This window comes from Pseudonocardia zijingensis, from assembly GCF_042657305.1.
In the GTDB taxonomy this organism is placed as follows: Bacteria; Actinomycetota; Actinomycetes; order Mycobacteriales; family Pseudonocardiaceae; genus Pseudonocardia; species Pseudonocardia zijingensis.
The window spans coordinates 117,635-137,708 of the sequence record NZ_JBHSKO010000009.1; the positions used below are offsets into that span (position 1 = coordinate 117,635).

21 protein-coding genes are annotated in these 20,074 nt (G+C 74.0%); 8 read left to right on the forward strand and 13 right to left on the reverse strand.

Annotated features, from left to right (window positions below; translation table 11 throughout):
* Positions 1–36 precede the first annotated feature (36 nt).
* The gene (locus ACFPL3_RS19570) at positions 37–729 is read right to left on the reverse strand and encodes a GNAT family N-acetyltransferase (RefSeq protein WP_343945438.1); all 693 of its coding nucleotides are present in this window, start codon (positions 727–729) and stop codon (positions 37–39) included.
* A 106-nt stretch (positions 730–835) separates the two neighbouring features.
* Between ACFPL3_RS19570 and ACFPL3_RS19575 the strand changes: the two genes are divergently transcribed.
* Positions 836–2,176 carry a M20/M25/M40 family metallo-hydrolase gene (locus ACFPL3_RS19575; RefSeq protein ID WP_379589474.1) on the forward strand — a complete coding sequence of 447 codons (1,341 nt, stop codon included), beginning with the start codon at positions 836–838 and terminating at the stop codon, positions 2,174–2,176.
* 8 nt (positions 2,177–2,184) lie between these two features.
* Here ACFPL3_RS19575 and ACFPL3_RS19580 read toward each other — a convergent pair whose 3' ends face one another.
* Positions 2,185–2,898: a FadR/GntR family transcriptional regulator gene (locus ACFPL3_RS19580; RefSeq protein ID WP_343945429.1), complete on the reverse strand. Its 714-nt coding sequence runs from the start codon at positions 2,896–2,898 to the stop codon at positions 2,185–2,187.
* Positions 2,899–3,015: 117 nt separating this feature from the next.
* Here ACFPL3_RS19580 and ACFPL3_RS19585 point away from each other — a divergent pair, with 117 nt between their 5' ends.
* Positions 3,016–3,624 (forward strand): DsbA family protein, encoded by a 609-nt coding sequence (locus ACFPL3_RS19585; protein ID WP_343945428.1) that lies wholly within the window; start codon positions 3,016–3,018, stop codon positions 3,622–3,624.
* 15 nt (positions 3,625–3,639) lie between these two features.
* Here the strand turns inward: ACFPL3_RS19585 and ACFPL3_RS19590 are convergent, their stop codons facing one another.
* The 7 genes from ACFPL3_RS19590 to ACFPL3_RS19620 all read right to left on the reverse strand — a co-directional run bounded on the left by ACFPL3_RS19590 (position 3,640) and on the right by ACFPL3_RS19620 (position 9,635).
* Positions 3,640–4,608: an ABC transporter substrate-binding protein gene (locus tag ACFPL3_RS19590; protein ID WP_343945427.1), complete on the reverse strand. Its 969-nt coding sequence runs from the start codon at positions 4,606–4,608 to the stop codon at positions 3,640–3,642.
* A gap of 32 nt (positions 4,609–4,640) precedes the next feature.
* Complete coding sequence (locus tag ACFPL3_RS19595; protein WP_343945426.1) at positions 4,641–5,408, reverse strand: amino acid ABC transporter ATP-binding protein; 768 nt, start codon at positions 5,406–5,408, stop codon at positions 4,641–4,643.
* Positions 5,405–6,337: an amino acid ABC transporter permease gene (locus ACFPL3_RS19600; RefSeq protein ID WP_343945425.1), complete on the reverse strand. Its 933-nt coding sequence runs from the start codon at positions 6,335–6,337 to the stop codon at positions 5,405–5,407. The genes ACFPL3_RS19595 and ACFPL3_RS19600 overlap by 4 nt, the downstream gene beginning before the upstream one ends.
* Positions 6,334–6,819: a GNAT family N-acetyltransferase gene (locus ACFPL3_RS19605; RefSeq protein ID WP_343945424.1), complete on the reverse strand. Its 486-nt coding sequence runs from the start codon at positions 6,817–6,819 to the stop codon at positions 6,334–6,336. Before ACFPL3_RS19605 ends, ACFPL3_RS19600 begins: the two co-directional genes overlap by 4 nt.
* 172 nt (positions 6,820–6,991) lie before the next feature.
* Positions 6,992–7,807: an ABC transporter permease gene (locus tag ACFPL3_RS19610; protein WP_343945423.1), complete on the reverse strand. Its 816-nt coding sequence runs from the start codon at positions 7,805–7,807 to the stop codon at positions 6,992–6,994.
* Positions 7,804–8,820 (reverse strand): aliphatic sulfonate ABC transporter substrate-binding protein, encoded by a 1,017-nt coding sequence (locus ACFPL3_RS19615; RefSeq protein ID WP_343945422.1) that lies wholly within the window; start codon positions 8,818–8,820, stop codon positions 7,804–7,806. Before ACFPL3_RS19615 ends, ACFPL3_RS19610 begins: the two co-directional genes overlap by 4 nt.
* A 29-nt stretch (positions 8,821–8,849) precedes the next feature.
* Positions 8,850–9,635 carry an ABC transporter ATP-binding protein gene (locus tag ACFPL3_RS19620; RefSeq protein ID WP_343945421.1) on the reverse strand — a complete coding sequence of 262 codons (786 nt, stop codon included), beginning with the start codon at positions 9,633–9,635 and terminating at the stop codon, positions 8,850–8,852.
* Positions 9,636–9,985: 350 nt separating this feature from the next.
* Here ACFPL3_RS19620 and ACFPL3_RS19625 point away from each other — a divergent pair, with 350 nt between their 5' ends.
* From ACFPL3_RS19625 to ACFPL3_RS19635, 3 genes are read left to right on the forward strand one after another with little or no spacing between them, the layout of a single operon-like run.
* A complete protein-coding gene (locus ACFPL3_RS19625) occupies positions 9,986–11,191 on the forward strand; it encodes an LLM class flavin-dependent oxidoreductase (protein WP_343945420.1) in 1,206 nt (401 codons plus the stop codon).
* A gap of 1 nt (position 11,192) precedes the next feature.
* The gene (locus ACFPL3_RS19630) at positions 11,193–12,569 is read left to right on the forward strand and encodes an NtaA/DmoA family FMN-dependent monooxygenase (protein WP_343945419.1); all 1,377 of its coding nucleotides are present in this window, start codon (positions 11,193–11,195) and stop codon (positions 12,567–12,569) included.
* A gap of 55 nt (positions 12,570–12,624) precedes the next feature.
* Positions 12,625–13,794 carry an MFS transporter gene (locus ACFPL3_RS19635; RefSeq protein ID WP_343945418.1) on the forward strand — a complete coding sequence of 390 codons (1,170 nt, stop codon included), beginning with the start codon at positions 12,625–12,627 and terminating at the stop codon, positions 13,792–13,794.
* Between the two features lies 1 nt (position 13,795).
* Here ACFPL3_RS19635 and ACFPL3_RS19640 read toward each other — a convergent pair whose 3' ends face one another.
* The 4 genes from ACFPL3_RS19640 to ACFPL3_RS19655 all read right to left on the reverse strand — a co-directional run bounded on the left by ACFPL3_RS19640 (position 13,796) and on the right by ACFPL3_RS19655 (position 17,851).
* Positions 13,796–14,617: a GNAT family N-acetyltransferase gene (locus ACFPL3_RS19640; RefSeq protein ID WP_343945417.1), complete on the reverse strand. Its 822-nt coding sequence runs from the start codon at positions 14,615–14,617 to the stop codon at positions 13,796–13,798.
* 32 nt (positions 14,618–14,649) lie between these two features.
* Positions 14,650–15,864, reverse strand: coding sequence for an NAD(P)-binding domain-containing protein (locus ACFPL3_RS19645; protein WP_343945416.1), 1,215 nt, complete (start codon positions 15,862–15,864; stop codon positions 14,650–14,652).
* A gap of 7 nt (positions 15,865–15,871) precedes the next feature.
* Positions 15,872–16,447, reverse strand: a complete 576-nt coding sequence (locus ACFPL3_RS19650; protein ID WP_343945415.1) for an OsmC family protein — start codon at positions 16,445–16,447, stop codon at positions 15,872–15,874.
* A gap of 195 nt (positions 16,448–16,642) precedes the next feature.
* Positions 16,643–17,851, reverse strand: coding sequence for an MFS transporter (locus ACFPL3_RS19655; RefSeq protein ID WP_343945414.1), 1,209 nt, complete (start codon positions 17,849–17,851; stop codon positions 16,643–16,645).
* A 43-nt stretch (positions 17,852–17,894) separates the two neighbouring features.
* Between ACFPL3_RS19655 and ACFPL3_RS19660 the strand changes: the two genes are divergently transcribed.
* From ACFPL3_RS19660 to ACFPL3_RS19670, 3 genes are all read left to right on the forward strand, one after another.
* Positions 17,895–18,650, forward strand: coding sequence for an SDR family NAD(P)-dependent oxidoreductase (locus ACFPL3_RS19660; protein ID WP_343945413.1), 756 nt, complete (start codon positions 17,895–17,897; stop codon positions 18,648–18,650).
* Positions 18,651–18,739: 89 nt separating this feature from the next.
* Positions 18,740–19,768, forward strand: coding sequence for an alpha/beta fold hydrolase (locus ACFPL3_RS19665; protein ID WP_343945412.1), 1,029 nt, complete (start codon positions 18,740–18,742; stop codon positions 19,766–19,768).
* 82 nt (positions 19,769–19,850) lie between these two features.
* The gene (locus ACFPL3_RS19670) at positions 19,851–20,042 is read left to right on the forward strand and encodes a hypothetical protein (protein WP_343945411.1); all 192 of its coding nucleotides are present in this window, start codon (positions 19,851–19,853) and stop codon (positions 20,040–20,042) included.
* The last annotated feature ends 32 nt before the right edge of the window (positions 20,043–20,074 follow it).

Below are 20,074 nucleotides of genomic sequence, written 5' to 3' on the forward strand. Positions count from 1 at the left end.
CCGCGCTGGTGTGCGTCTCGGCACGTGCGGCCGGCGTCAGCTCGCCTCGGCGAGCGCGGGGGCGCGGAAGGCGGCGAAGGTGGTGCGCCGGCGCAGCCGGAACCCGAGGGACTCGTAGAGCCGGATGGCGGTGACGTTGGTGCCGGCGGCGTGGAGGAACGGGGTCTCGCCGCGCGCGCGGATCCCGTGGACGAGGGCGCGGACCAGCGTCGTGGCGAGGCCGTGGCCGCGGTGCTCGGGCGCGGTGCAGACGGCGCTGATCTCGGTCCACCCCGGCGGGTGGAGCCGCTCGCCCGCCATCGCGACGAGCTCGCCGTCGCGGCGGATCCCGAGGTACGTGCCGAGCTCCACGGTGCGGGGCCGGAAGGGGCCGGGGTCGGTGCGCTCCACGAGCGCGAGCATCTCGGGGACGTCCGCGGCCCCGAGCACGACCGCGTCGGGCGCCGGGGCCGGGGTGACGCCGTCGTCGACGAGCTGGACGCCCTCGCCCTCGAACAGCACCTCCCAGCCGGGTGGTGGCTCGCGGCGCGGGCCGGACACCGTCACCGAGCCGCCGGGCCCGACGAGTTCGGTGGCCGCGACCCAGTCGGCGGGTGCGGGCTCGGGGGGCATGGCGGCGAAGGGGGAGACGTCCGGCGGGTAGCGCAGCACCCGGCCGATCCGCTCCGCGAAGTGGGCGTGCGGGCCGAGCAGGGCGGCCATGGCCGGGTTGTCGAGCGGGTGGGGCACCGCGGGCACGTCGCCGACGCTACCGCCGGCGTCGCCGACCCGGCCGTGACAGTGATCACGGTCGGCGACATGCTCGTAGCGCGTCCACCTGCGAGGAGCCGCCGTCGTGTCCGTCCAACCGTTCCCCGAGCTCGACCACGCCCTCCTCGAGGAGGAGGCCGTCGACCTGGTGCGGGAGCTGATCCGGATCGAGACGGTCGGGGGCGGTGAGGCGCCGGCCGCGCGGCTGGTCGGCGAGCGCCTGGCGGAGGTCGGGGTCGTGGGCGAGTACGTCGAGCCGGCGCCGGGGCGCGGCAACCTGGTGGCGCGGTTCCCGGGCCGGGACCCGGCGGCGGGCGCGCTGGTGGTGCACGCCCACCTGGACGTGGTGCCTGCGGTGGCGCCCGACTGGTCGGTGCCGCCGTTCGCCGCCGAGGTCTGCGACGACCCCGAGCACGGTGAGGTCCTGTACGGGCGCGGCGCCGTGGACATGAAGGGGTTCGCGGGCACGGTGGTGGCCGCGGTGCGGGCGCTGCGGCGGGCCGGGGTGGTGCCGCGGCGCGACCTCGTGCTCGCGTTCGTCGCCGACGAGGAGGCGGGCGGGCGGTGGGGCGCGCAGTGGCTGGTGGAGAACCGGGCCGCCTGGTTCGCGGGTGCCACGGAGGCGATCGGGGAGGTCGGCGGCTTCTCGGTGCCCGTGCCGGGAGGTGGCCGGGTGCGCCGGGCGTACCTGCTGGCGACCGCCGAGAAGGGTGTCGGGTGGGGGATCCTGCGGGCCCGCGGCGCCGCCGGGCACGCCTCCCGGCCGACGCGCGACAACCCGGTGGCGCGGATCGCGCGTGCCGTGACGGCCCTGCACGACCACGAGTTCCCGGTGCGGCGCACCGAGGCGACGGCTGCGTTCCTCGCCGCGTTCGGTGAGCTCACCGGCCGCGACCTCAGCGGGGACGGTCCCGGCCTGCGGCGCGAGCTGGACCGGCTCGGGTTCGTCGGGGACATCGTCGGGGCGGGGCTGCGCCACACGGTCACGCCGACCGTCCTCGCGGCGGGGGAGAAGGCGAACGTGATCCCGGGCGAGGCGGTGGCCGAGGTCGACGCGCGGATCCTGCCGGGCGGCGAGGACGAGGTCGAACGCGAGGTCGTGCGGCTGGCGGGGGAGGGAGTGGCGGTCGAGTGGAAGTCGATGCCGCCGACCGCCGCGCCCGTGGACGGCCCGCTCGTGGACGTGCTGCGGGCGGCGGTGGCCGCCGACGACCCGGCCGGGGTCGTGCTGCCCTACCTGCTGCCGGCGTCCACCGACAACAAGCACCTGGCGCGGCTCGGCATCGCCGGGTACGGCTTCACACCGTTGCGTGTGCCCGACGGCTTCGACGTGTTCGGCCGCTTCCACGCGGTGGACGAGCGGGTGCCGCTGTCGGCGCTGCGGTTCGGCGCCCGCGTGACCGCGCGGATCCTCGCGACGGCGTGACCGCCGGTTCAGTCCTGGCGGAGCAGTCCGACGTCGGAGACCGCCGCGATGTGCGCGGCCATCGCCGCCCCGGCCGCGGCGGCGTCGCCCCGGCGGATCGCGTCGGCCACCTTGCGGTGGGCCTCGAGCGACTCGCTCGGCCGGCCCGGTTGCGCGAGCGACTCGATCCGCGTCTCCCGGATCAGCTCCGAGATCTCCGCCATCATGCGCCCGAGGAGCCCGGAGTGGGCCGCGGCCGTGACGGCGGCGTGGAAGAGCTCGTCGCCTGCGACGCCGCGCCCGCCGCCGGCCACGTCCTCGGCCATGGCGTCCAGGGAGTGGTCGATGGCGTCGAGGTCGGCGTCGGTGCGCCGCTCGGCGGCGAGCGCCGCGAGCTTGACCTCGAGGGCCTCCCTCGCCTCGATCACCTCGCGCAGCCGGTTGCGGCGTGCGCCGATCGCAGCGAGCACCTGCCGCTCTGGCGGGATGTCGAGGATGACGGCGCCGTCGCCGTGGCGGACGTCGATCACGCCCTGGACCTCGAGGGCCACGAGGGCCTGGCTCACCGACGCCCGGCTGACGGCCAGCTGGGCGGCGAGGTCGCGTTCGGGGGGCAGCCGGTCGCCGACCTGCAGGCCCTCCACCTGGATGTGGTCGAGGAGCCGCTCCACGAGCTGTTCGTAGAGCCGGGGACGGACGAAGGGGCGCAACGCGTCGTTGCCGCGTCGGCGGGTCTTCGGCACAGGGATCGATACCTTCCACGGGCAGGGTCCCTGCGAGTATAGGTGTCTGATTGGCTCGGCCACCGATCCTCATCGCGTGGCGGAATAGTGGCGGGGCTCACGGGCGCTGATCCACTCATGGCGACCACCTTCTCCGTGACCTGGGACTACCGCTGCCCGTTCGCCCGCAACGCCCACGAGCACCTCCTCACCGGCCTCGCCGCGGGCGCCGACTGGGACGTGCGTTTCCTCCCGTTCTCCCTCGGCCAGGCCCACGTCGAGGAGGGCGGGGTGAGCGTCTGGGACGACCCCGGTTCGGACTCCGGGATCCTCGCCCTGCAGGTCGGGGTCGTGGTGCGCGACGAGTACCCCGATCTGTTCCCCGGCGTCCACCGCGCCCTGTTCGCCGCGCGGCACGACGAGGGCCTGCACCTGGAGGAGCGGGCCGTGGTCGAGAAGGTGCTCACCGACCAGGGTGCCCCGGCGGCCGCCGTGTTCGAGCGGGTCGACTCGGGCGCCGCGCTCGCCGCCGTGCGCGACGAGCACGAGGGCCACGTCGCCTCGCACACCGTGTGGGGCGTGCCCACCTTCATCGCGGGCGACGAGGCCGTGTTCGTGCGGCTGATGGACCGCGCGCCGGTGGGCAGCGACCCGGCACCGTCGATCCGGGCCGTCGAGCGGGTGGTCGACCTGCTCACCGGCTGGCCCGAGCTCAACGAGTTCAAGCACACGGTGGTGCGCCGCTGACGCCGGGCTGTCGGGTCAGGAGGCGGCCTTGCGCGGCAGGCCGGGCGGGTTCACCTCGGAGTCGGCCACGGCCTCGCTCGTGAGCTTCCAGCGCTCCAGCACCTCGGCGTAACGGCCGTCCGCGATCACCGTGTCGAGTGCCTGCTCGAGCGGGGCGACGAGGCCGTTGTCCTTGCGGGTCATGGCGGCGATGTCGGCCTCGACGTCGCCGCCGCCCGACACCGACCCGACGATCTTGGTGGTGCCGCTGACGGCGGCGTGGTAGGCGAGCGACGGGTTCGGCCCGAAGTAGGCGTCGATGCGGCCCGAGTCGAGCGCCAGGTAGTAGTCGCCCACGTTCTGGTAGTACTGGAACTCCACGGGCGCGAGCCCGGCGGCGCGGTTCTGCTCGTCCCAGCGCAGCAGGATCTCCTCCTGGTTGGTGCCCGAGCTCACCGAGATCGTGAGGCCGGCGACGTCCTTCGGCTCCGCGATCCGCTCGATCCCCGAGTCGGTGCGCACCTCGAACGACACGGTGTCAACGCGGTAGGTCGCGAAGTCGTACTTGTCCTTGCGCTCCTCGGTCACCGTGATGTTCGAGAAGCCCGCGTCGTACTGGCCCGATTCGATCGCGAGGAACAGGTTCTCCCACGACGTCGGCTCCAGGCGCAGTTCGAGGCCGAGGACGTCGGCCACCAGCTGCGCGATGTCCGGCTCGGCGCCGATCACGGTGGTGTCGTCGTCGGCGCGGAACGACAGCGGCGGGTTGCCCGCGCCGGTGGTTCCGACGACCAGCTCTCCGCGCTCCCGGATCGGCTGCGGCACCAGCGCGGCGATCGCGTCCACCTTCTCGGCGCGCACGCGGTTCTGCTCCGGGCTCGTGTTCACGGCGGCGCCCGCGGGGGCCGATGGCGCCCCGGTCTGGTCGGGGTCGGGCCCGGCGCACGCGACGGACGCGAGCGCGAGCAGCGCTGCGGCGACGATCGATCTTGAAAGCCTCGACACGGGTTCCTCCGGTATCGGTGACGGGCGGGGTGTCAGTGGCGAACGGCCCCGAGGAACGCGCGGGTGCGCTCCTCGCGGGGGGAGTCGAGTACCTGCGCGGGCGGGCCCTGCTCGACGATGCGGCCCGCGTCGAGGAACACCACCGTGTCGGCGGCCTCCCGGGCGAAGCCGATCTCGTGGGTGACGACGACCATGGTGGTGCCGGTGCGCGCGAGGTCGCGCATCACGTCGAGCACCTCGCCGACGAGCTCGGGGTCGAGCGCGGAGGTCGGCTCGTCGAACAGCACGAGCTTCGGGCGCAGCGCGAGCGCCCGCGCGATCGCGACGCGCTGCTGCTGGCCGCCCGACAGCCGCCGCGGGTACTCGTCGGCCTTGTCGGAGAGCCCGACGCGGTCGAGGAGCTCGCGCGCGTGCGCGGTGGCCTCGGCGCGGTCGCGGCGCTGCGCCGACACCGGTGCCTCCACCACGTTCTCCAGCACGGTGAGGTGGCCGAACAGGTTGAAGCTCTGGAAGACGAACCCGATGTGGGTGCGCCGGCGCAGGACGTGGCGTTCCGGGAGCTCGTGCAGGCGGGTGCCGGAGCGGCGGTAGCCCATGAGCTCGCCGTCGACGAGCACGAAGCCCTTGTCGACCTTCTCCAGGTGGTTGATCGCCCGCAGCAGGGTCGACTTGCCCGAGCCCGACGGCCCGAGCAGCACGGTGACCTCGCCGGGCCGCACGGTGAGGTCGACACCGCGCAGCACGTCCAGGGCCCCGAAGCTCTTGTGGACGCCGCGCAGCTCCACCATCGGCGTGCTCATTCCGCCCCCCTGCGCAGGCCGGCCCGCAGCCGCTGCAGCGGGGTGGGCGGCAGCGTCCGCTGCGTGCCGCGGGCGTAGTGGCGCTCGACGTAGAACTGCGCGATCGACATGACCGTGGTGAGCGCGAGGTACCAGATGGCCGCCACCAGCAGCAGCGGGATCACGCGCCCGTTGCGCGTGTAGATCACCTGCACCTGGTAGAAGAGCTCGGACAGCGCCATGATGTAGACCACCGACGTGCCCTTGACCAGGCCGATCAGCTCGTTGCCCGCCGTCGGCACGATCGTGCGCATGGCCTGCGGCAACTGGATCCGGAGGAACTGGCGCAGCCTCGGGATGCCCAGCGCGGCGGCGGCCTCGAGCTGGCCCGGGTCCACCGCGAGGAAGCCGGCGCGCACCACCTCCGCGGCGTAGGCGGCCTGGTGCAGCGCGAGCCCGAGCACCGCCGCCGTGACGGGGCTGACCAGGTCCATCGTGCCGAACTCGACGAACGTCGGCCCGAACGGGATGCCGAACCCGATCGTCCGGTACAGCAGCGCGAGGTTGTACCAGAACAGCAGCTGCAGGATCAGCGGCACCGAGCGGAAGATCCAGGTGTAGGTCCAGCTCACCGCCCTCAGCAGCGGGTTGGCCGACATCCGCATCACCGCGAGCACGGTGCCGAGGGCGAACCCGACGACGATCCCGAGCACGGTGAGCTGCAGCGTGAGGGCGACCGACCGCAGGATCGACGGGGCGAACAGGAACTGCCCGACCGTGGGCCAGTCCCACGCCGGGTTGGTCACCAGCGCGTTGATCGCCATCGCGACCAGCACCGCCACCACCGCCGTCGCCACCCACCGCCACGGGTGCCGGGCGGGCACGACGGTGAAGCCGTGGCCGGGGTCGGCCGCAACGGGAGCGGGCGCGACGTCCCTCGAGAGCGTCACGGCGCGATCTCCTTCTCGAACGGGTGCGGGCCGATCCGCTCGGGCGGGAGGCCGGTGTCGTAGAGCGGGGTGTAGCCGGCGGCCAGGTAGAGGCCCTTCGCCTCGGGCTGGCGCGGGCCGGTGGTGAGGTAGATCCGCCGGTACCCCCGCTCGGCGATCTCCCGCTCGAGCTCGGCCAGCACGCGGCGGGCCAGGCCGCGGCGCCGGTGCGCCGAGTGCGTCCAGATCCGCTTCAGCTCGGCCGTGCGCGCGTCGTAGCGGCGGAAGGCGCCGCCCGCCACCGGCTCCCCGTCGGAGAGCAGGAGCAGCAGGCCGCCGTCGGGCGGGCCGAACTCCTGCACGCCGCGGCGCATCTCCTGCGCCAGGTCGCCCAGCGTGTGGCCGTAGCGGGTGGAGTACTCGCGGTCGAGTTCGGCGAGCAGCGGCAGGACGAGCGGGTCGGTGTAGGCGACCAGCCGGACGTCGAGTGCCGGTGCACTCATCGGATCCTCCGAGAAAAGGCATGGGTGAACGGCCGCGACCGCGGCAGGGTGAACGGGAATTGCGCAGGATCAACAACAGCGCATGCGCAACGATATGTCGAGACTCATCCCGCTTGTCAAGTACGCTGGTTCTCGCGTCGAATGACCGAACAATTCGGGGAAAGAAATGGAATCATGTCCAGCGGCGCAGCAGCCGGCGTTCGGCCACCCCGAGGAGGCCGTCGGTGGCCTTGCCGATCAGTGCGAGCAGCACGATCGCGAGCAGCAGGATGTCGGTGCGGCCGGTGTTCTGGCTGTCGATCAGCAGGAAGCCGAGCCCGATCGAGGAGGCGATCAGCTCGGCGGCCACGAGGAACAGCCAGCCCTGCGCGAGCCCGAGCCGCAGGCCCGCCAGCGCGCCCGGGGCGATCGCGGGCAGCTGGATCTGCAGGAACAGGCGCACCCCGGTGCGCCCGTAGGCGTGGCCGACCTCGACGAGGTGGCGGTCGACGTGGGCGAGCGCGGCCGACACCGTGGTGTAGACGGGGAAGAACGCACCGATCGCGACGAGCGTGATCTTCGGGGTCTCGCCGATCCCCAACCAGAGCAGCAGCAGCGGCACCCATGCCAGCGACGGCACCGCCCGCAGCGCCTGGATCGACGGGGCCAGCAGGGTGCGCGCGCGCCGGGAGAGGCCGACCAGGCCGCCGAGCACGAGCCCGGCGACGGCCCCGAACGCGAAGCCGAGCAGCACGCGCTGGGTGCTGATCGCGATGTGCAGCCACAGCTCGCCGCGGCCGATCAGTTCCCCGAGCGCGGCGACCACGGCGCCGGGGGTGGGCAGCTGCGACGGCGAGAACTCGCCGGACGTCGCCAGGAGCTGCCAGCCGAGCAGGAACAGCACCGGGACGACGAGGCCGAGCAGCACGGTGCCCGCGAGACCGCGGGCCCGGCGCGCGCGGACCGCCGGTTGGCGCGGCGGTGCCGCTGGGCGATCGGTGAGCGTCACGACCCGGCCGGTCCGCCCGTCGCCGCCGCGGCGAACTTCGGCTCGAAGAGGGTGTCGAGCGCGGTCTGCGCCTCCTGCTCCGAGCGCACGAGCCCTTCGGAGACGAGCAGCGGCAGCAGCCGGGCCAGCACGGTGCGCTGCGGCTCGCCGGGCGCCGGGTCGATGTCGAGCTGGGTGCGGGTCAGGAGCTGCTGGCGCGCGATCTCGGGCTTGATGCTCGCCGCCGTGGCGAGGGTCTGCACCGCGGCGTCGGGGTTCTCCTGGATCCAGGCGCGGGCGCGTTCATATGCGTTCACGACGGCCTGCGCCACCTCCGGCTTCTCCTCCAGGAAGTCCTCGTTCGCGTTGAGCAGGCCGTAGGAGTTGAAGTCGAGGTTGCGGTAGATCAGCCGCGAGCCCGCCTCCAGCTCGGTCTGCGCCATGAACGGGTCGAGACCGGCCCACGCGGCGACGTCACCGCGCTCCAGGGCGAGCTTGCCGTCGGAGTGCTGCAGGTTGACGATCTCCACGTCGGACGCGGACAGGCCGGCCTGGGCGAGGGTCTGCATGAGGAAGAAGTACGGGTCGGTGCCCTGGGTGGCCGCGATCTTCTGCCCGCGCAGCCCGCTCGGGTCGGTGATCGTGGAGTCGCGCGGGACGACGATCGCCGACCACTCCGGACGGCTGTAGACGTCGATCGAGCGGATCGGAGAGCCGTTCGCCCTGGCCAGCAGGGCGGGCGTGCCCGCGGTGGAGCCGATGTCGATCGCGTCGGCCCGCAGGTTCTCGTTGGCCTTGTTGCTGCCCTGCGAGAGCACCCACTCGACCGAGCCGGGGCCGAACTCCTGCTCCAGCCAGCCCTGCTCCTTGATCACGAGGCTCTCGGGGTTGTAGTACGCGTAGTCCAGGCGCACCTGGACGCCGGTCTCGGGCTGCTCGCCGACCGAGCCGTCGGTGCTCTCGCCGGAGACGCACGCGGTGAGCAGGCCCAGTGACGTGCCCAGGGCGGCGAGGAGGAGGAGCGGGCGGCGCATCGTGTTCTCCGGAGGTCAGGGGTGCGAGTTCAGGACTGGGGGTGGTGGCGGGGGACGCCGAGCCGGTCGAGCAGCTCGACGCGCAGCGCCGCGAGCACGGGGTCGGCCCGGTCGCGGGGGCGGTCGCCGGGCACGTCGAGCGCGTAGGCGGTCCCGGCGGCCGCTCCCGGGTGCGGCGGCGCGAGCACGACCACGCGGTCGGCGAGCTGCAGCGCCTCGTCGACGTCGTGGGTGACCAGCAGGACGGTGGCGCCCGCGGCGCGCTGCAGGTCGTCGACGAGGTCCTGCATGCGCAGGCGGGTGAGCGCGTCCAGCGCGGCGAACGGCTCGTCGAGCAGCAGCACGCCGGGCCTGCGCACGAGCGCCCGCGCGAGTGCGGTGCGCTGGGCCATCCCGCCGCTGACCGCGCGCGGCCGGTACCCGGTGAAGGCGGCGAGCCCGACGAGCTCGAGCGCGCTCTCGACCTCGGCGCGGCGCTCACCGCGCGAGCCGCCGTCCGGGAGGCCGAACGCCACGTTCTCGGCGAGCGTGCGCCACGGCAGCAGGCGCGGCTCCTGGAAGACGACGGCCGCGCGCGGGTCGATCCCGTCGACCCGCGCACCGTCGATCAGCACCTCGCCCGAGGTCGGGCGGTCGAGGCCGGCGACGAGCCGCAGCAGTGTGGACTTCCCGCAGCCGGACGCCCCGAGCAGCGCGACGACCTCACCGGCGGCGACGTCGAGGTCGATGCCGTCGAGGACGGGGTGGTCGCCGAAGGCCCGGCCGACGCCGCGGAGCGCGACGGGGGCGGCGGCCACCCGGGTGGTGGTCTGCACGAGGAGTTCCTTGTCGGGGGAGGGACTGGGCCGTTACCCGCGACAGGCGGCGCTCACCCCGTATCCGAGGTCGAGCCACAGCCGCGCGGCGAGGGCCTCGCCCGTTCCGCGGTCCGTGTGCGCCACGGCGGCACGCTATGCGGCGCACACCCCTCGGAGCAACTCCGGTGACGCGGATCATGCGCTCTTGTCGCCCCGCCCGGCCGCCCTTAGCGTCGTTCCCATGGTGGGAACGCCGTTGGTGGCGCGCCGTTTTCTCGATCTGATGCGAGTGCGCAGCGCACGGTGTCGTTCGTGCCGTCGGAATTGACCAGACATTTTCCGGCCCGATCCCATCCCGGGAGGCGGATATGCCCGAACACATTCATCTCGCGGTCGCGCTCGACGGCGCCGGGTGGCACCCGGCCGCGTGGCGGGAGCCCGCGGCGCGCCCGCGCGAGCTGTTCTCCCCGCGGTACTGGACCGACCTGGTGCGCACCGCGGAGCGCGGCCTGCTCGACCTCGTGACGATCGACGACACGCTCGCCCTCCAGACCGGCACGCGCGGGGTGCCCGACGAGCGGGTGGACCAGGTGCGCGGCCGGCTCGACGCGCTGCTGGTGGCGTCGTTCCTGGCGCCGCTGACCAGCCGGATCGGGCTCGTGCCCACGGTGACGACCACCCACACGGAGCCGTTCCACGTCTCGAAGGCCCTCGCCACCCTCGACCACAACTCGCGCGGGCGGGCCGGCTGGCAGGTGCGGGTGTCGGCGCAGCCGGCCGAGGCGGCGCACTTCGGCCGGCGCTCGGTCCCCGGGTGGGACGCCGCCCGGCTCGGCACGGATGAGCTGCCCGCCGAGCTGGCCGACCTGTTCGACGAGGCGGCCGACGTGGTGGAGGTCGTGCGCAGGCTCTGGGACTCGTGGGAGGACGACGCCGAGATCCGCGACGTGGCCACCCGCCGGTTCATCGACCGGTCGAAGGTGCACCGCATCGACTTCGAGGGCCGGTTCTTCTCCGTGCGCGGGCCCTCCATCACGCCCCGCCCGCCGCAGGGCCAGCCGGTGGTGGCCGTGCTCGCGCACCGCCGCGTGCCCTACGAGCTGGCGGCCCGCTCCGCCGACCTCGTGTTCGTCACGCCGACCCCGGCCCGGGGCGCCGAGGCGGTGCTCGGCGACGTGGCTGCGGCCGTGGCCGCCGTGGACCGCACGGAAGAGCCGCTGCACGTCTACGGCGACGTCGTCGTGGCGCTGGACGGGCCGGGGGAGAGCGGCGCGGACCGGTTGCGCCGCCTCGACGACGTGGCGGGCGAGCCGTACACGTCCGACACCACGGTGTTCGGCGGGTCGGCCGCCGAGCTCGCCGACCTCATCGCCTCGTGGCACGCGCTCGGTTACCGCGGGGTGCGGCTGCGGCCCGCCGCGCTGCCCGACGACCTCGACCGGATCGTCACCGACCTCGTGCCCGAGCTGCAACGGCGCGGGCTGCACCGCGCCGCGTACCCGGAGGACTCCTCCCTGCGCGGGCTGCTGGGCCTGCCGACCACCGTCCCCAACCGCTACGCGGAGGTCCGCTGACATGAGCGCCCGCAAGCAGATCATCCTCGGCGCCTACCTGGGCGGCGTGAACCACCACACCGCCTGGTGGCACCCCGACGCGGGGAGCCAGATCGACTTCTCCACGTTCGAGCACACCGCCCGCACGGCCGAGCGCGGCAAGTTCGACTTCTTCTTCCTCGCGGAGGGTCTCGCCCTGCGCGAGCGGGCGGGGAAGGTGTTCGACCAGGACATCATCGGCCGGCCGGACACGCTGCCGGTGCTCGCGTCGCTCGCGGCCGTCACCACGCACCTCGGCCTGGCCGGTACGATCAACGCGACGTTCAACGAGCCCTACGAGCTGGCCCGGCAGTTCGCCACTCTCGACCACCTCTCGGGCGGGCGCACGGCCTGGAACGTCGTCACCTCGTTCGACGCGTTCACGGGGCAGAACTTCCGCCGCGGCGGGTTCCTCGACCGCTCCCAGCGCTACGAGCGCGCCGCCGAGATGATCGAGGCGCTGCGCACGCTGTGGGACTCGTGGGACGACGAGGACCTGGTGGCCGACCCCGGGAGCGGCCGGTTCCTCGGGCGCCCCGACGCGGGCGCCTTCGCGATCAGCGGCACGCAGTTCGACGTCCACGGCCGGTTCACCGTGCCCCGCAGCCCGCAGGGCCGCCCGGTGATCCTGCAGGCGGGTGTCTCCCCGCAGGGGCGCGACTTCGCGGCCCGCCACTCGGACGCGATCTTCTCCCCGTACGGGAAGCTCCCGGAGGCCGCGGAGTTCTACCGCGACGTGAAGGCGCGGGCGGCGCGCTTCGGGCGCAATCCCGAGGACCTGAAAATCCTCCCGTCGGCGAGCTTCGTGCTCGGCGACACCGAGGCCGAGGCGCGGGAGCGCTACGAGGTGCTGCGGCGCGAGCAGATCACCGGCCAGACCGCGCAGATCCTCCTCGAGCAGGTCTGGAACCGCGACCTGTCCGGCTACGACCCCGACGGCCCGCTGCCCGACGTCGACCCGGACCCGGAAGCGCCGCCGATCATCCAGGGCCGCGCCTTCGTCCACCAGGACCGCTTCGAGACGGTGGCGCGCTGGCGCGAGATCGCCGAGGCGAAGAAGCTCAGCCTGCGCGAGCTCGTGATCGACCAGTTCGAGCGGGGCCCGTTCGTCGGCACGCCCGCGCAGGTGGCGCAGCAGATCGATGACTTCGTGCAGAACGACGGGTCGGACGGGCTGATCATCGGCTCGCACCTCGTGCCGTGGGGGCTCGACGAGTTCGTGGACGAGGTCGTGCCGCTGCTGCAGGAGCGCGGCTCGTTGCGCGCCGACTACCCGGACCCGGCGGGCGCCACCCTGCGCGACAACCTGGGCCTGCCGCCGTTGCCTCGCCACTCCGGGCGCGCGGCGGAGGCGGTATAGGAGGCGGCCGGAAACCGTGACGCCCGCGCCCCGCCCGGCCCGTACGGTGATCGGCATGCGGCCCTACCGATGGTGGATGGTCGCCGCACTCGCGGTCACCGCGACGGCCGGCTACGGGGTGCTGACGTACGCGTTCGCGGTGCTGCTGGTGCCGATGCAGGAGTCGCTGGGCGCCGACCGCACGGTCGTGACCGGCGCCCAGACCGTGTCGCTGCTGGCAGCCGCGGTCGCCGCGGTGCCCGCCGGGCGCTGGCTCGACCGGTGGGGCGGGCGCGCGCTCATGGTCGGCTGCTCCGTGCTCGCCACGCTGATGCTGTTCGGATGGTCGCAGGTCACCAGCGTGGCCGCGCTGTACGCGGTGTCGTTCGGGCTCGGCGTCGCGTCGGCGGGCGTGCTGTACGAGGCGGCGTTCGCCGTGGTGGTCACCTGGTTCCACGACGCCCGGCGCGGCACGGCGATGCTGGCGATCACGATCGTCGGCGGCTTCGCCTCGACGATCTTCATGCCGCTCACGGCCGTGCTCGTGGAGGCCTACGGCTGGCGGCAGGCGCTCGTCGTGCTCGCGGTGGTCTACGGCGGGCTCACCGTCCCGCTGCACCTGCTGGTCCGCAGGCCCCGCGATCTCGTACCGCAGCGCCGCGAGGCCCGGCAGAACACCGCGAGCGCCGTGCGCGACCCGGGGTACTGGCTGCTCAACGCGATCTTCGTCGCGCAGGGGATCGGCATCTTCGTGATCGGCGTGCACCTGGTCGCGTACCTGCGCGAGCTCGGGCACGCCCCGACCGTCGCCGCGAACGTGGCGGGCCTGCTCGGCGTCATGTCGGTCACCGGGCGGGTCGTGACGGCGGTGGCCGCCCGCCGGTACGGCATCGCCGTGGTGGCCGTCGTGTTCGTGCTCCAGGCGGCCGGGCTGGCGCTCCTGCCGGTGGTCGGGCACGGGCTGGGGGCGGCGATCGCGTGCGTGCTGGTGGTCGGGCTCGGTTTCGGTGTCAGCACCATCGCCCGCCCCGCGCTGCTCGCGGACCGGTACGGCGTGGCCGGCTTCGCCACCCTCGCGGGGCTCATGGCCGCGGTCCTCACCGTGACGAAGGCGCTCGCGCCGCTCGCCGCGGCGTGGGTGCGCACCGCCGCCGGGAGCTACACCCCGGTGATGGCGATCTCGGCCGCCTGCGGGCTCCTGGGCGCCGCCGGCCTGCTCGCCCTGCGGCCCGCACGCGCGTCGTAGCTCAGCCCTGCTGCTCCGGCCGCAGCCAGACCGTCCACCGCTCGATCGCGACGTACCCCAGCCGCTCGTAGACGGGCCGGCCGTCGTCGCTCGCGATGAGCACGGCGGGCACCGCCGGGTCGGCGAGCGTGGCCGCCGAGGCCACGGCGGCCCCAGCGCCGCGCCCGCGTGCCACGGGCAGGGTGGCGACGTACTCGACGATCGTCACGCCGGCGTGCTGGTGCGCCGCCGCCACCGCGGCGGGCTCGCCGTCCACCCGGGCGAGCCACACGCGGGTGGCGGGCTGCAGGAGGGACGGGTGGAGCAGGTCGCCGGGCGTCAACGGATCGAGGCCGGGCAGCGGGTAGCCCTCGACGAGCACCCGCTCGGCCACCGCGAGCTCGCCGGCGTCGTGCACCTCGCGCACCTCGACACCCGGCGGTGTCGGTGCGGCCGGCCCGCGCGCGGGGAACCGCGCCATCAGCGGCGGGTGCCCGACCAGGCCGAGCCCGAACGGGCGCAGGTCCGGGGTGGGCCACGCGCTCACCAGCAGGTAGGGCACGTGCGGCGGGAACAGGGTGCCGACCTCGGCCAGCACCTCGTCGGGTGCGGTCAGCGGCTGCAGGAGCAGGACCGGGTTGGTCAGCGCCCCGCGGTCGCCGATCCAGCCGGCGGCCCACCGCGGTCCGCTGCGGGCGGGCCGGCCCGCGGCCGTCGCGACGGTGGTCGACCAGGACGCGTGCACGAGCACGGCCTGCCGGACCAGGGTGTCCTCGGCCGGCACGTCGGGCTCCCAGCCGGTGGTCAGGTGCTGGTCCTCGGGCGGGAGGATCGATGCGCTCATGCGAGAAGCACTCGACGCCGACGCCCCCGGCGCTACGCGCCGGCCAGGTGCCCCACCAGGTGGTCGGCGAGGTCCCGGGCGTCGGCGCCCGCCCCGTCGATGAACGTCGACTTGCGGCGCCGCAGGAACGGCCAGCCCAGCACGTACAGACCCGGCCACGGGGTGACGCCGCCGTCGTGGCGCACCCGGCCCTTGCGGTCGAGGACCGGGACGTCGAGCCAGGACAGCTCGGGCCGCAACCCGGTGGCCCAGACGACGGAGCGGATCTCACCGCGGCCCAGGTCGAGGGTGAGCGGCGGCGGGTCGGGCACGCGGGTGGGCGCGAACCGCTCGCCCTCGCCGCCCGCCCAGCTGTCGATGCCGTCCAGCAATCGGCCGAGCTTCAGGTCCGCCAGCGCACACACGTTCGGCAGGGACCCGGAGAACTGCGCCACGCCGTCCCGGACCCCGGCCAGCCTGCCCACGAGCCGCACTCCCCGTTCGGTGAGGGCGTTGAGGTCGAGGGTGGCCCGCTCCGGCGACCCGACGAGCTGCATCGACGGGAGAGTACGGGCGCGCAGCAGGTCCGGTTGCTCGTCGTAGCGCTCGTCGAGGAGGCCGGTATCGTCCATCCAGGCGAGGATGTCGCGGCCGCGGTAGGTGCGCGGCGCCCGCACGTGCTCACCGACCGACAGGGTGACCGGCCGGCCGGACCGGTGCACCTCGTCGGCGATCTGGATCCCGCTGGCCGCCGCGCCGACCACGAGCACGCCGCCCTCGGGCAGCTGGTCGGGGTTGCGGTAGGCGTCCAGCGCGACCTGGGTGATCCCCTCCGGCATCCCGTCCGCCACCGCGGGCACGGACGCGGCGGTGAGGGCACCGGAGGCCAGCACCACGGTGCGCGCCTGCCACGGCCCCTGGTCGGTGTCGACCGTGAACCCGCCGTCGGGGTCCGGGCGCACCGCCGTGACCGTGGTGCCTGTGCGGACCGGTGCGGCCACCTCTTTCGCATAGGTCGCGATGAGGTCCACGACCTCGGGCCCGGCGAGGTAGCCGTCGGGGTCGTCGCCGCGGTAGCCGTACCCGGGCAGGCGGGTCATCCAGTTCGGGGTGAGCAGCCGCAGCGAGTCCCAACGCTGGGTGCGCCACGAGTGCGCCACCTCACCGCGCTCGAGCACGACGTGGTCGATCGCCCGCTCGGTGAGGCGGCGGCTCATGGCCAGGCCGCTGTGGCCCGCCCCGACGACGACCGTGGTCGTCCTCTGCATCCGCGGATCAGCCCGCCGTCGAGTCCGACACGGACACGGTGACGTTCGTGGGGTTGGTGAGGATGTCGTAGACCGCGGAGCGCTTCTGCGACTGCGCCACGAGCGCCTTGATGTCGTCGGCGGAGGCGTCGGCGTCGATGTCGTAGTGCACCTTCACCCCGCCGAAGCCGTTGCGGACCTCCGGGTCGGCGCCGAGGATCCCGTGCACGTCCATGTCGGCCTCGATGGTGGCGTTCACCGACCGCAGCTGGATCTGCCGCTGCTGGGCCACGGAGGCGATGCCCGCGGTGAGGCAGCTGCCCAGCGCCACCAGCACGTACTCGACCGGGGTGGCGCCGTTGTCCTCGGCCGCGAACGCGAGCGGGTGGTCGGCGTCGTAGGTGAAGACGGTCTTGTGGCGCTGCTCGTCGCTGAACCCGTGGAAGGTCTCCACCGTGGAGCGGCTGTGGGTGCCGTTGACCCAGGAGACCGTGGTGCGCCATTGGAACTCGGCGATCTCCGGGGTGTCGGGCAGCGCGTTGCGCACCCCGAGCAGGGCTTCGACGTTCACACCGTTGTCGACGGGGGCACCGGTCGTGGTCATGCGTTCCTCCGGTTCGAGCGCGTACGCGACCCAGTGGTGCGCACGCGGGGGACTTGCGGGAAAGGGAGAAGTCAGCGCGGGAGGCGACACGCGCTGGTGCAGACCAGGCAGTGGTCCACGTGCCGACGGCGCACGAGGAGGGAGCCGTCGACCATGGGCATTTCGTACCAGACCGCGGCGGCGAAGACCAGTACGTCAGAGGGTGCGTGGCCGGCCGGCGAGCGCCCCGGTGACGGCCTGGGCCACCACCACCGCGAGCAGCACGGCGAACGGCGCCGTCCAGCCGCCGGTGCTCTCGTGCAGCAGGCCGACGACGAACGGGCCGGTGCCCGCGATCACGTAGCCGATGCCCTGCGCCATCCCGGAGAGGTCGGCGGTGCGCGCGGCCGACGGCGCCCGCAGCGCGATCACGGTGAGGGCGAGGGAGAACACGCTCATCCCGAGCCCGAGCAGCAGCACCCAGGGCAGCGCCTGCCACGGCCCCGTGGTGGGCACCAGCAGGAACCCGAGCAGCCCCGCGGCCCCGCACGCGCTCAGCGCGAGGATCCACCCGCCCTGCCCGCGCGCCCGGCCCGCCAGCGGGGGCACGAGCAGGCTGACCGGCAGGGCGACGATCGAGAGGATCCCGAGCAGGAGCCCGGCCTCGGTGCGCTCGACCCCGCGGTCCATGAGGGCGAGCGGGAGCCAGTTCATCACGGCGAACGCCACGAAGGCCTGCAGCCCGAAGAACGCGGTGACGGTCCACGCGAGCGGCGACCGGAGCAGGGAGGGCCTGCTCTCCGGCTCGGCGCTCCCCGGCACGGCCGCTCGTGCCGACGCCGCCGCGGGGCGGCCCCACGCGGCCCAGCCGGCGAGTGCGAGGGCGCCGAGCGTCGCCCAGCTCGCGAGGGCCGGGCGCCAGCCACCGAGGCCGGTGGCCAGCAGCGGGGTGAGGGCGAATCCGAGCGTGGCCCCGGCCTGCAGCGCTGCCGTGTAGAGGCCGGTGACGAGGCCGATCCGGGCGGGGAAGCCGGCCCGCACCACCACCGGGACGAGCACCCCCGCGATCGCGACCCCGCTCGTCGCGATCACGGTGGCGGCGATCATCAGGGCCGGGCCGCCGAGCACCCGCACCACCAGCCCGGCCGTCACGGCAACGAGCGCGACCGCGATCGCCCCGCGCAGCCCGACGCGACGCGCCAGGCGGGGCGCGAGGGCACCCGCCGCGGCGAGGCAGAGCACCGGCACGGTGGTGAGCAGCCCGACCCATCCGGCCGATGCCGCGTACGCGGTCCGCGTCTGGTCCAGCACCGGCCCGACGCTCGTGATCGCCGGGCGGAGGTTGCACGCCACGACGACCACGGCGAGGGCGAGCAGGAGCGACCCGCTCGCGGTCCGACCGGTCCGGGTCGTCGGTTGTGCCACGTCCGACATCCTCGCAGCAGGTGCCCCGACGTAGCGTGAGCGAGTGGATCTCGAACTGAACGGGAAGCGGGCGATCGTCACCGGCGGCAGCCGGGGGATCGGGCTCGCGGTCGCCGACCGGCTCGCCGCGGAGGGCGCCGACGTCGCGCTGCTCGCCCGCGACCCCGACGCGCTCGACCACGCCGCCGCCCACATCGGCAGGCACGGCACCCGGGTGCTCGCCCGGCCGGCCGACACCCGCGACGACGACGCCGTGCGCGGGGCTGTCGCGGCGGTCGTCCAGGCCTTCGGCGGCGTGGACGTCCTCGTGAACGCCGCCGCGCGACCCGCGGGCGGCGCCGTGCCCCCGCTGCCGGAGCTCACCGACGACGCGCTGCGCGACGAGGTCGAGACGAAGGTGCTCGGCTACCTGCGCTGCGCCCGCGCGGTGGCACCGCACATGGTGGCGCAGGGCTGGGGCCGCATCGTCAACGTCAGCGGGCTCAACGCGCGCAGCAGCGGGTCGCTGGTGGGCTCCGTGCGCAACGTCGCGGTGGCCGCGATGACCAAGAACCTCGCCGACGAGCTCGGCCCCTCCGGCGTCAACGTCACGGTGGTGCACCCGGGGCCCACGCGCACCGAGCGCGTCATCACGGAGGAGGCCGCCGCCCGGTTCGCCGCGGGCACCAGCATCGGGCGCATGGTCACCGCGGCCGAGGTAGCCGACGTGGTGGCGTTCCTCGCCTCCCCCCGCAGCGTGGCGATCACCGGCGACGCCGTCGCCGTGGGCGGCGGGGCGCGCGGCGTGATCCACTACTGAGCAGCGGGTTCCCGCACCGGGGCACTCGCCCTTGTGCGGGGCGCGGCGCCGGGAGCACGGTGGGGACGCCCTCACCGAGGAGGTTCGCCATGACCGGACGCGACGCGCCCTACGACGTCCACGAGATCCCGGACTTCACGCTCGCCTGCGGCGCCACCCTGCGGCCCGCCAGGATCGCCTACCAGACCTACGGCACGCTGAACGCGGCGAAGGACAACGCGATCGTCTACCCGACCTGGTACTCGGGCCGGCACTGGGACAACGAGTGGCTCATCGGGCCCGACAAGGCGCTGAACCCGGACCGCTGGTTCATCATCGTCCCGAACATGCTGGGCAACGGCCTGTCGTCGTCGCCGTCGAACACGCCGCCGCCGTGGGACCGGGCGCGGTTCCCGGCGATCGCGGTGCGCGACAACGTCGAGTCGCAGTACCGGCTCGTCACCGAGGTCTTCGGGATCGAGAAGATCGCGCTCGTGCTCGGCTGGTCCATGGGTGCGGGGCAGACCTACCAGTGGGCGGTGAGCCACCCGGAGATGGTGGAGCGGATCCTGCCGTTCTGCGGGTCCCCCCGCACCGCCCCGCACAACCAGGTGTTCCTCGACTCGCTGCGCTACGCCCTGCGCGCCGACGCCGCCTTCGCCGAGGGGTGGTACGAGCCCGACGCCCTCCCGGTGCGCGGCCTGCGCGCGTTCGCGCGGATCTACGCGGGCTGGGGTTTCTCCCAGGCGTTCTACTGGAACGAGGTGTGGCGCGAGCTCGGCCACACCTCCCTCGAGGACTTCGCGGTCGGGTTCTGGGAGGGCTTCTTCCTCGACGACCGGGACCCGAACAACCTGCTCACGATGCTCGACACCTGGTGGACCGGCGACGTGGGAGCCACCCCCGGGTTCTCGTCCACGGAGGAGGCGCTGGCGTCGGTCCGGGCACGGGCGATCGTCATGCCCGCCGAGAAGGACCTCTACTTCCCGCCAGAGGACGAGCGGTGGGCGGTCTCGCACATGAAGAACGCGGAGCTGCGGGTGATCCCCGGCGTGTGGGGGCACTTCGCGGGCGGTGGGGCGAACCCGGTCGACATCGCGTTCATCGACGAGGCGGTGGGCGAGCTCCTGTCCCGGTGAACGGGCGCGATCCACTGTGGAGTCGAGCCACTGTGAAGTCGAGCCACTGTGAAGTCGCCGGTTTCCCGCGAAAAGTGGATGTATGGACGGGCGAGAGTCTGTCGGCAGCCGCTATGCCGAGCACCTGACCGATCAGGACCTGCTGGTTCTGACCGGCGGGCGGGCCGACCAGGTGGCGGCTCTGCGGCGGGAGCCCACCCTTGTCCTCGACCTGCTCGAGCGCCCCGGCGTCGCCGACGCGCTCATCACCGCGCGGGGTGCCTGTTCCCGGTGACGATCGACTGGATGCCCGCCTCTGCGCCTGAC

Coding starts and splice junctions, on each gene's coding strand:
- ACFPL3_RS19635 (WP_343945418.1), top strand. CDS start 12,625: ATGCGGCCCTACCGATGGTGGATGGTCGCCGCACTCGCGGTCACCGCG.
- ACFPL3_RS19625 (WP_343945420.1), top strand. CDS start 9,986: ATGCCCGAACACATTCATCTCGCGGTCGCGCTCGACGGCGCCGGGTGG.
- ACFPL3_RS19665 (WP_343945412.1), top strand. CDS start 18,740: ATGACCGGACGCGACGCGCCCTACGACGTCCACGAGATCCCGGACTTC.
- ACFPL3_RS19585 (WP_343945428.1), top strand. CDS start 3,016: ATGGCGACCACCTTCTCCGTGACCTGGGACTACCGCTGCCCGTTCGCC.
- ACFPL3_RS19630 (WP_343945419.1), top strand. CDS start 11,193: ATGAGCGCCCGCAAGCAGATCATCCTCGGCGCCTACCTGGGCGGCGTG.
- ACFPL3_RS19670 (WP_343945411.1), top strand. CDS start 19,851: ATGGACGGGCGAGAGTCTGTCGGCAGCCGCTATGCCGAGCACCTGACC.
- ACFPL3_RS19645 (WP_343945416.1), bottom strand. CDS start 15,864: ATGCAGAGGACGACCACGGTCGTCGTCGGGGCGGGCCACAGCGGCCTG.
- ACFPL3_RS19640 (WP_343945417.1), bottom strand. CDS start 14,617: ATGAGCGCATCGATCCTCCCGCCCGAGGACCAGCACCTGACCACCGGC.
- ACFPL3_RS19605 (WP_343945424.1), bottom strand. CDS start 6,819: ATGAGTGCACCGGCACTCGACGTCCGGCTGGTCGCCTACACCGACCCG.
- ACFPL3_RS19650 (WP_343945415.1), bottom strand. CDS start 16,447: ATGACCACGACCGGTGCCCCCGTCGACAACGGTGTGAACGTCGAAGCC.
- ACFPL3_RS19595 (WP_343945426.1), bottom strand. CDS start 5,408: ATGAGCACGCCGATGGTGGAGCTGCGCGGCGTCCACAAGAGCTTCGGG.
- ACFPL3_RS19615 (WP_343945422.1), bottom strand. CDS start 8,820: ATGCGCCGCCCGCTCCTCCTCCTCGCCGCCCTGGGCACGTCACTGGGC.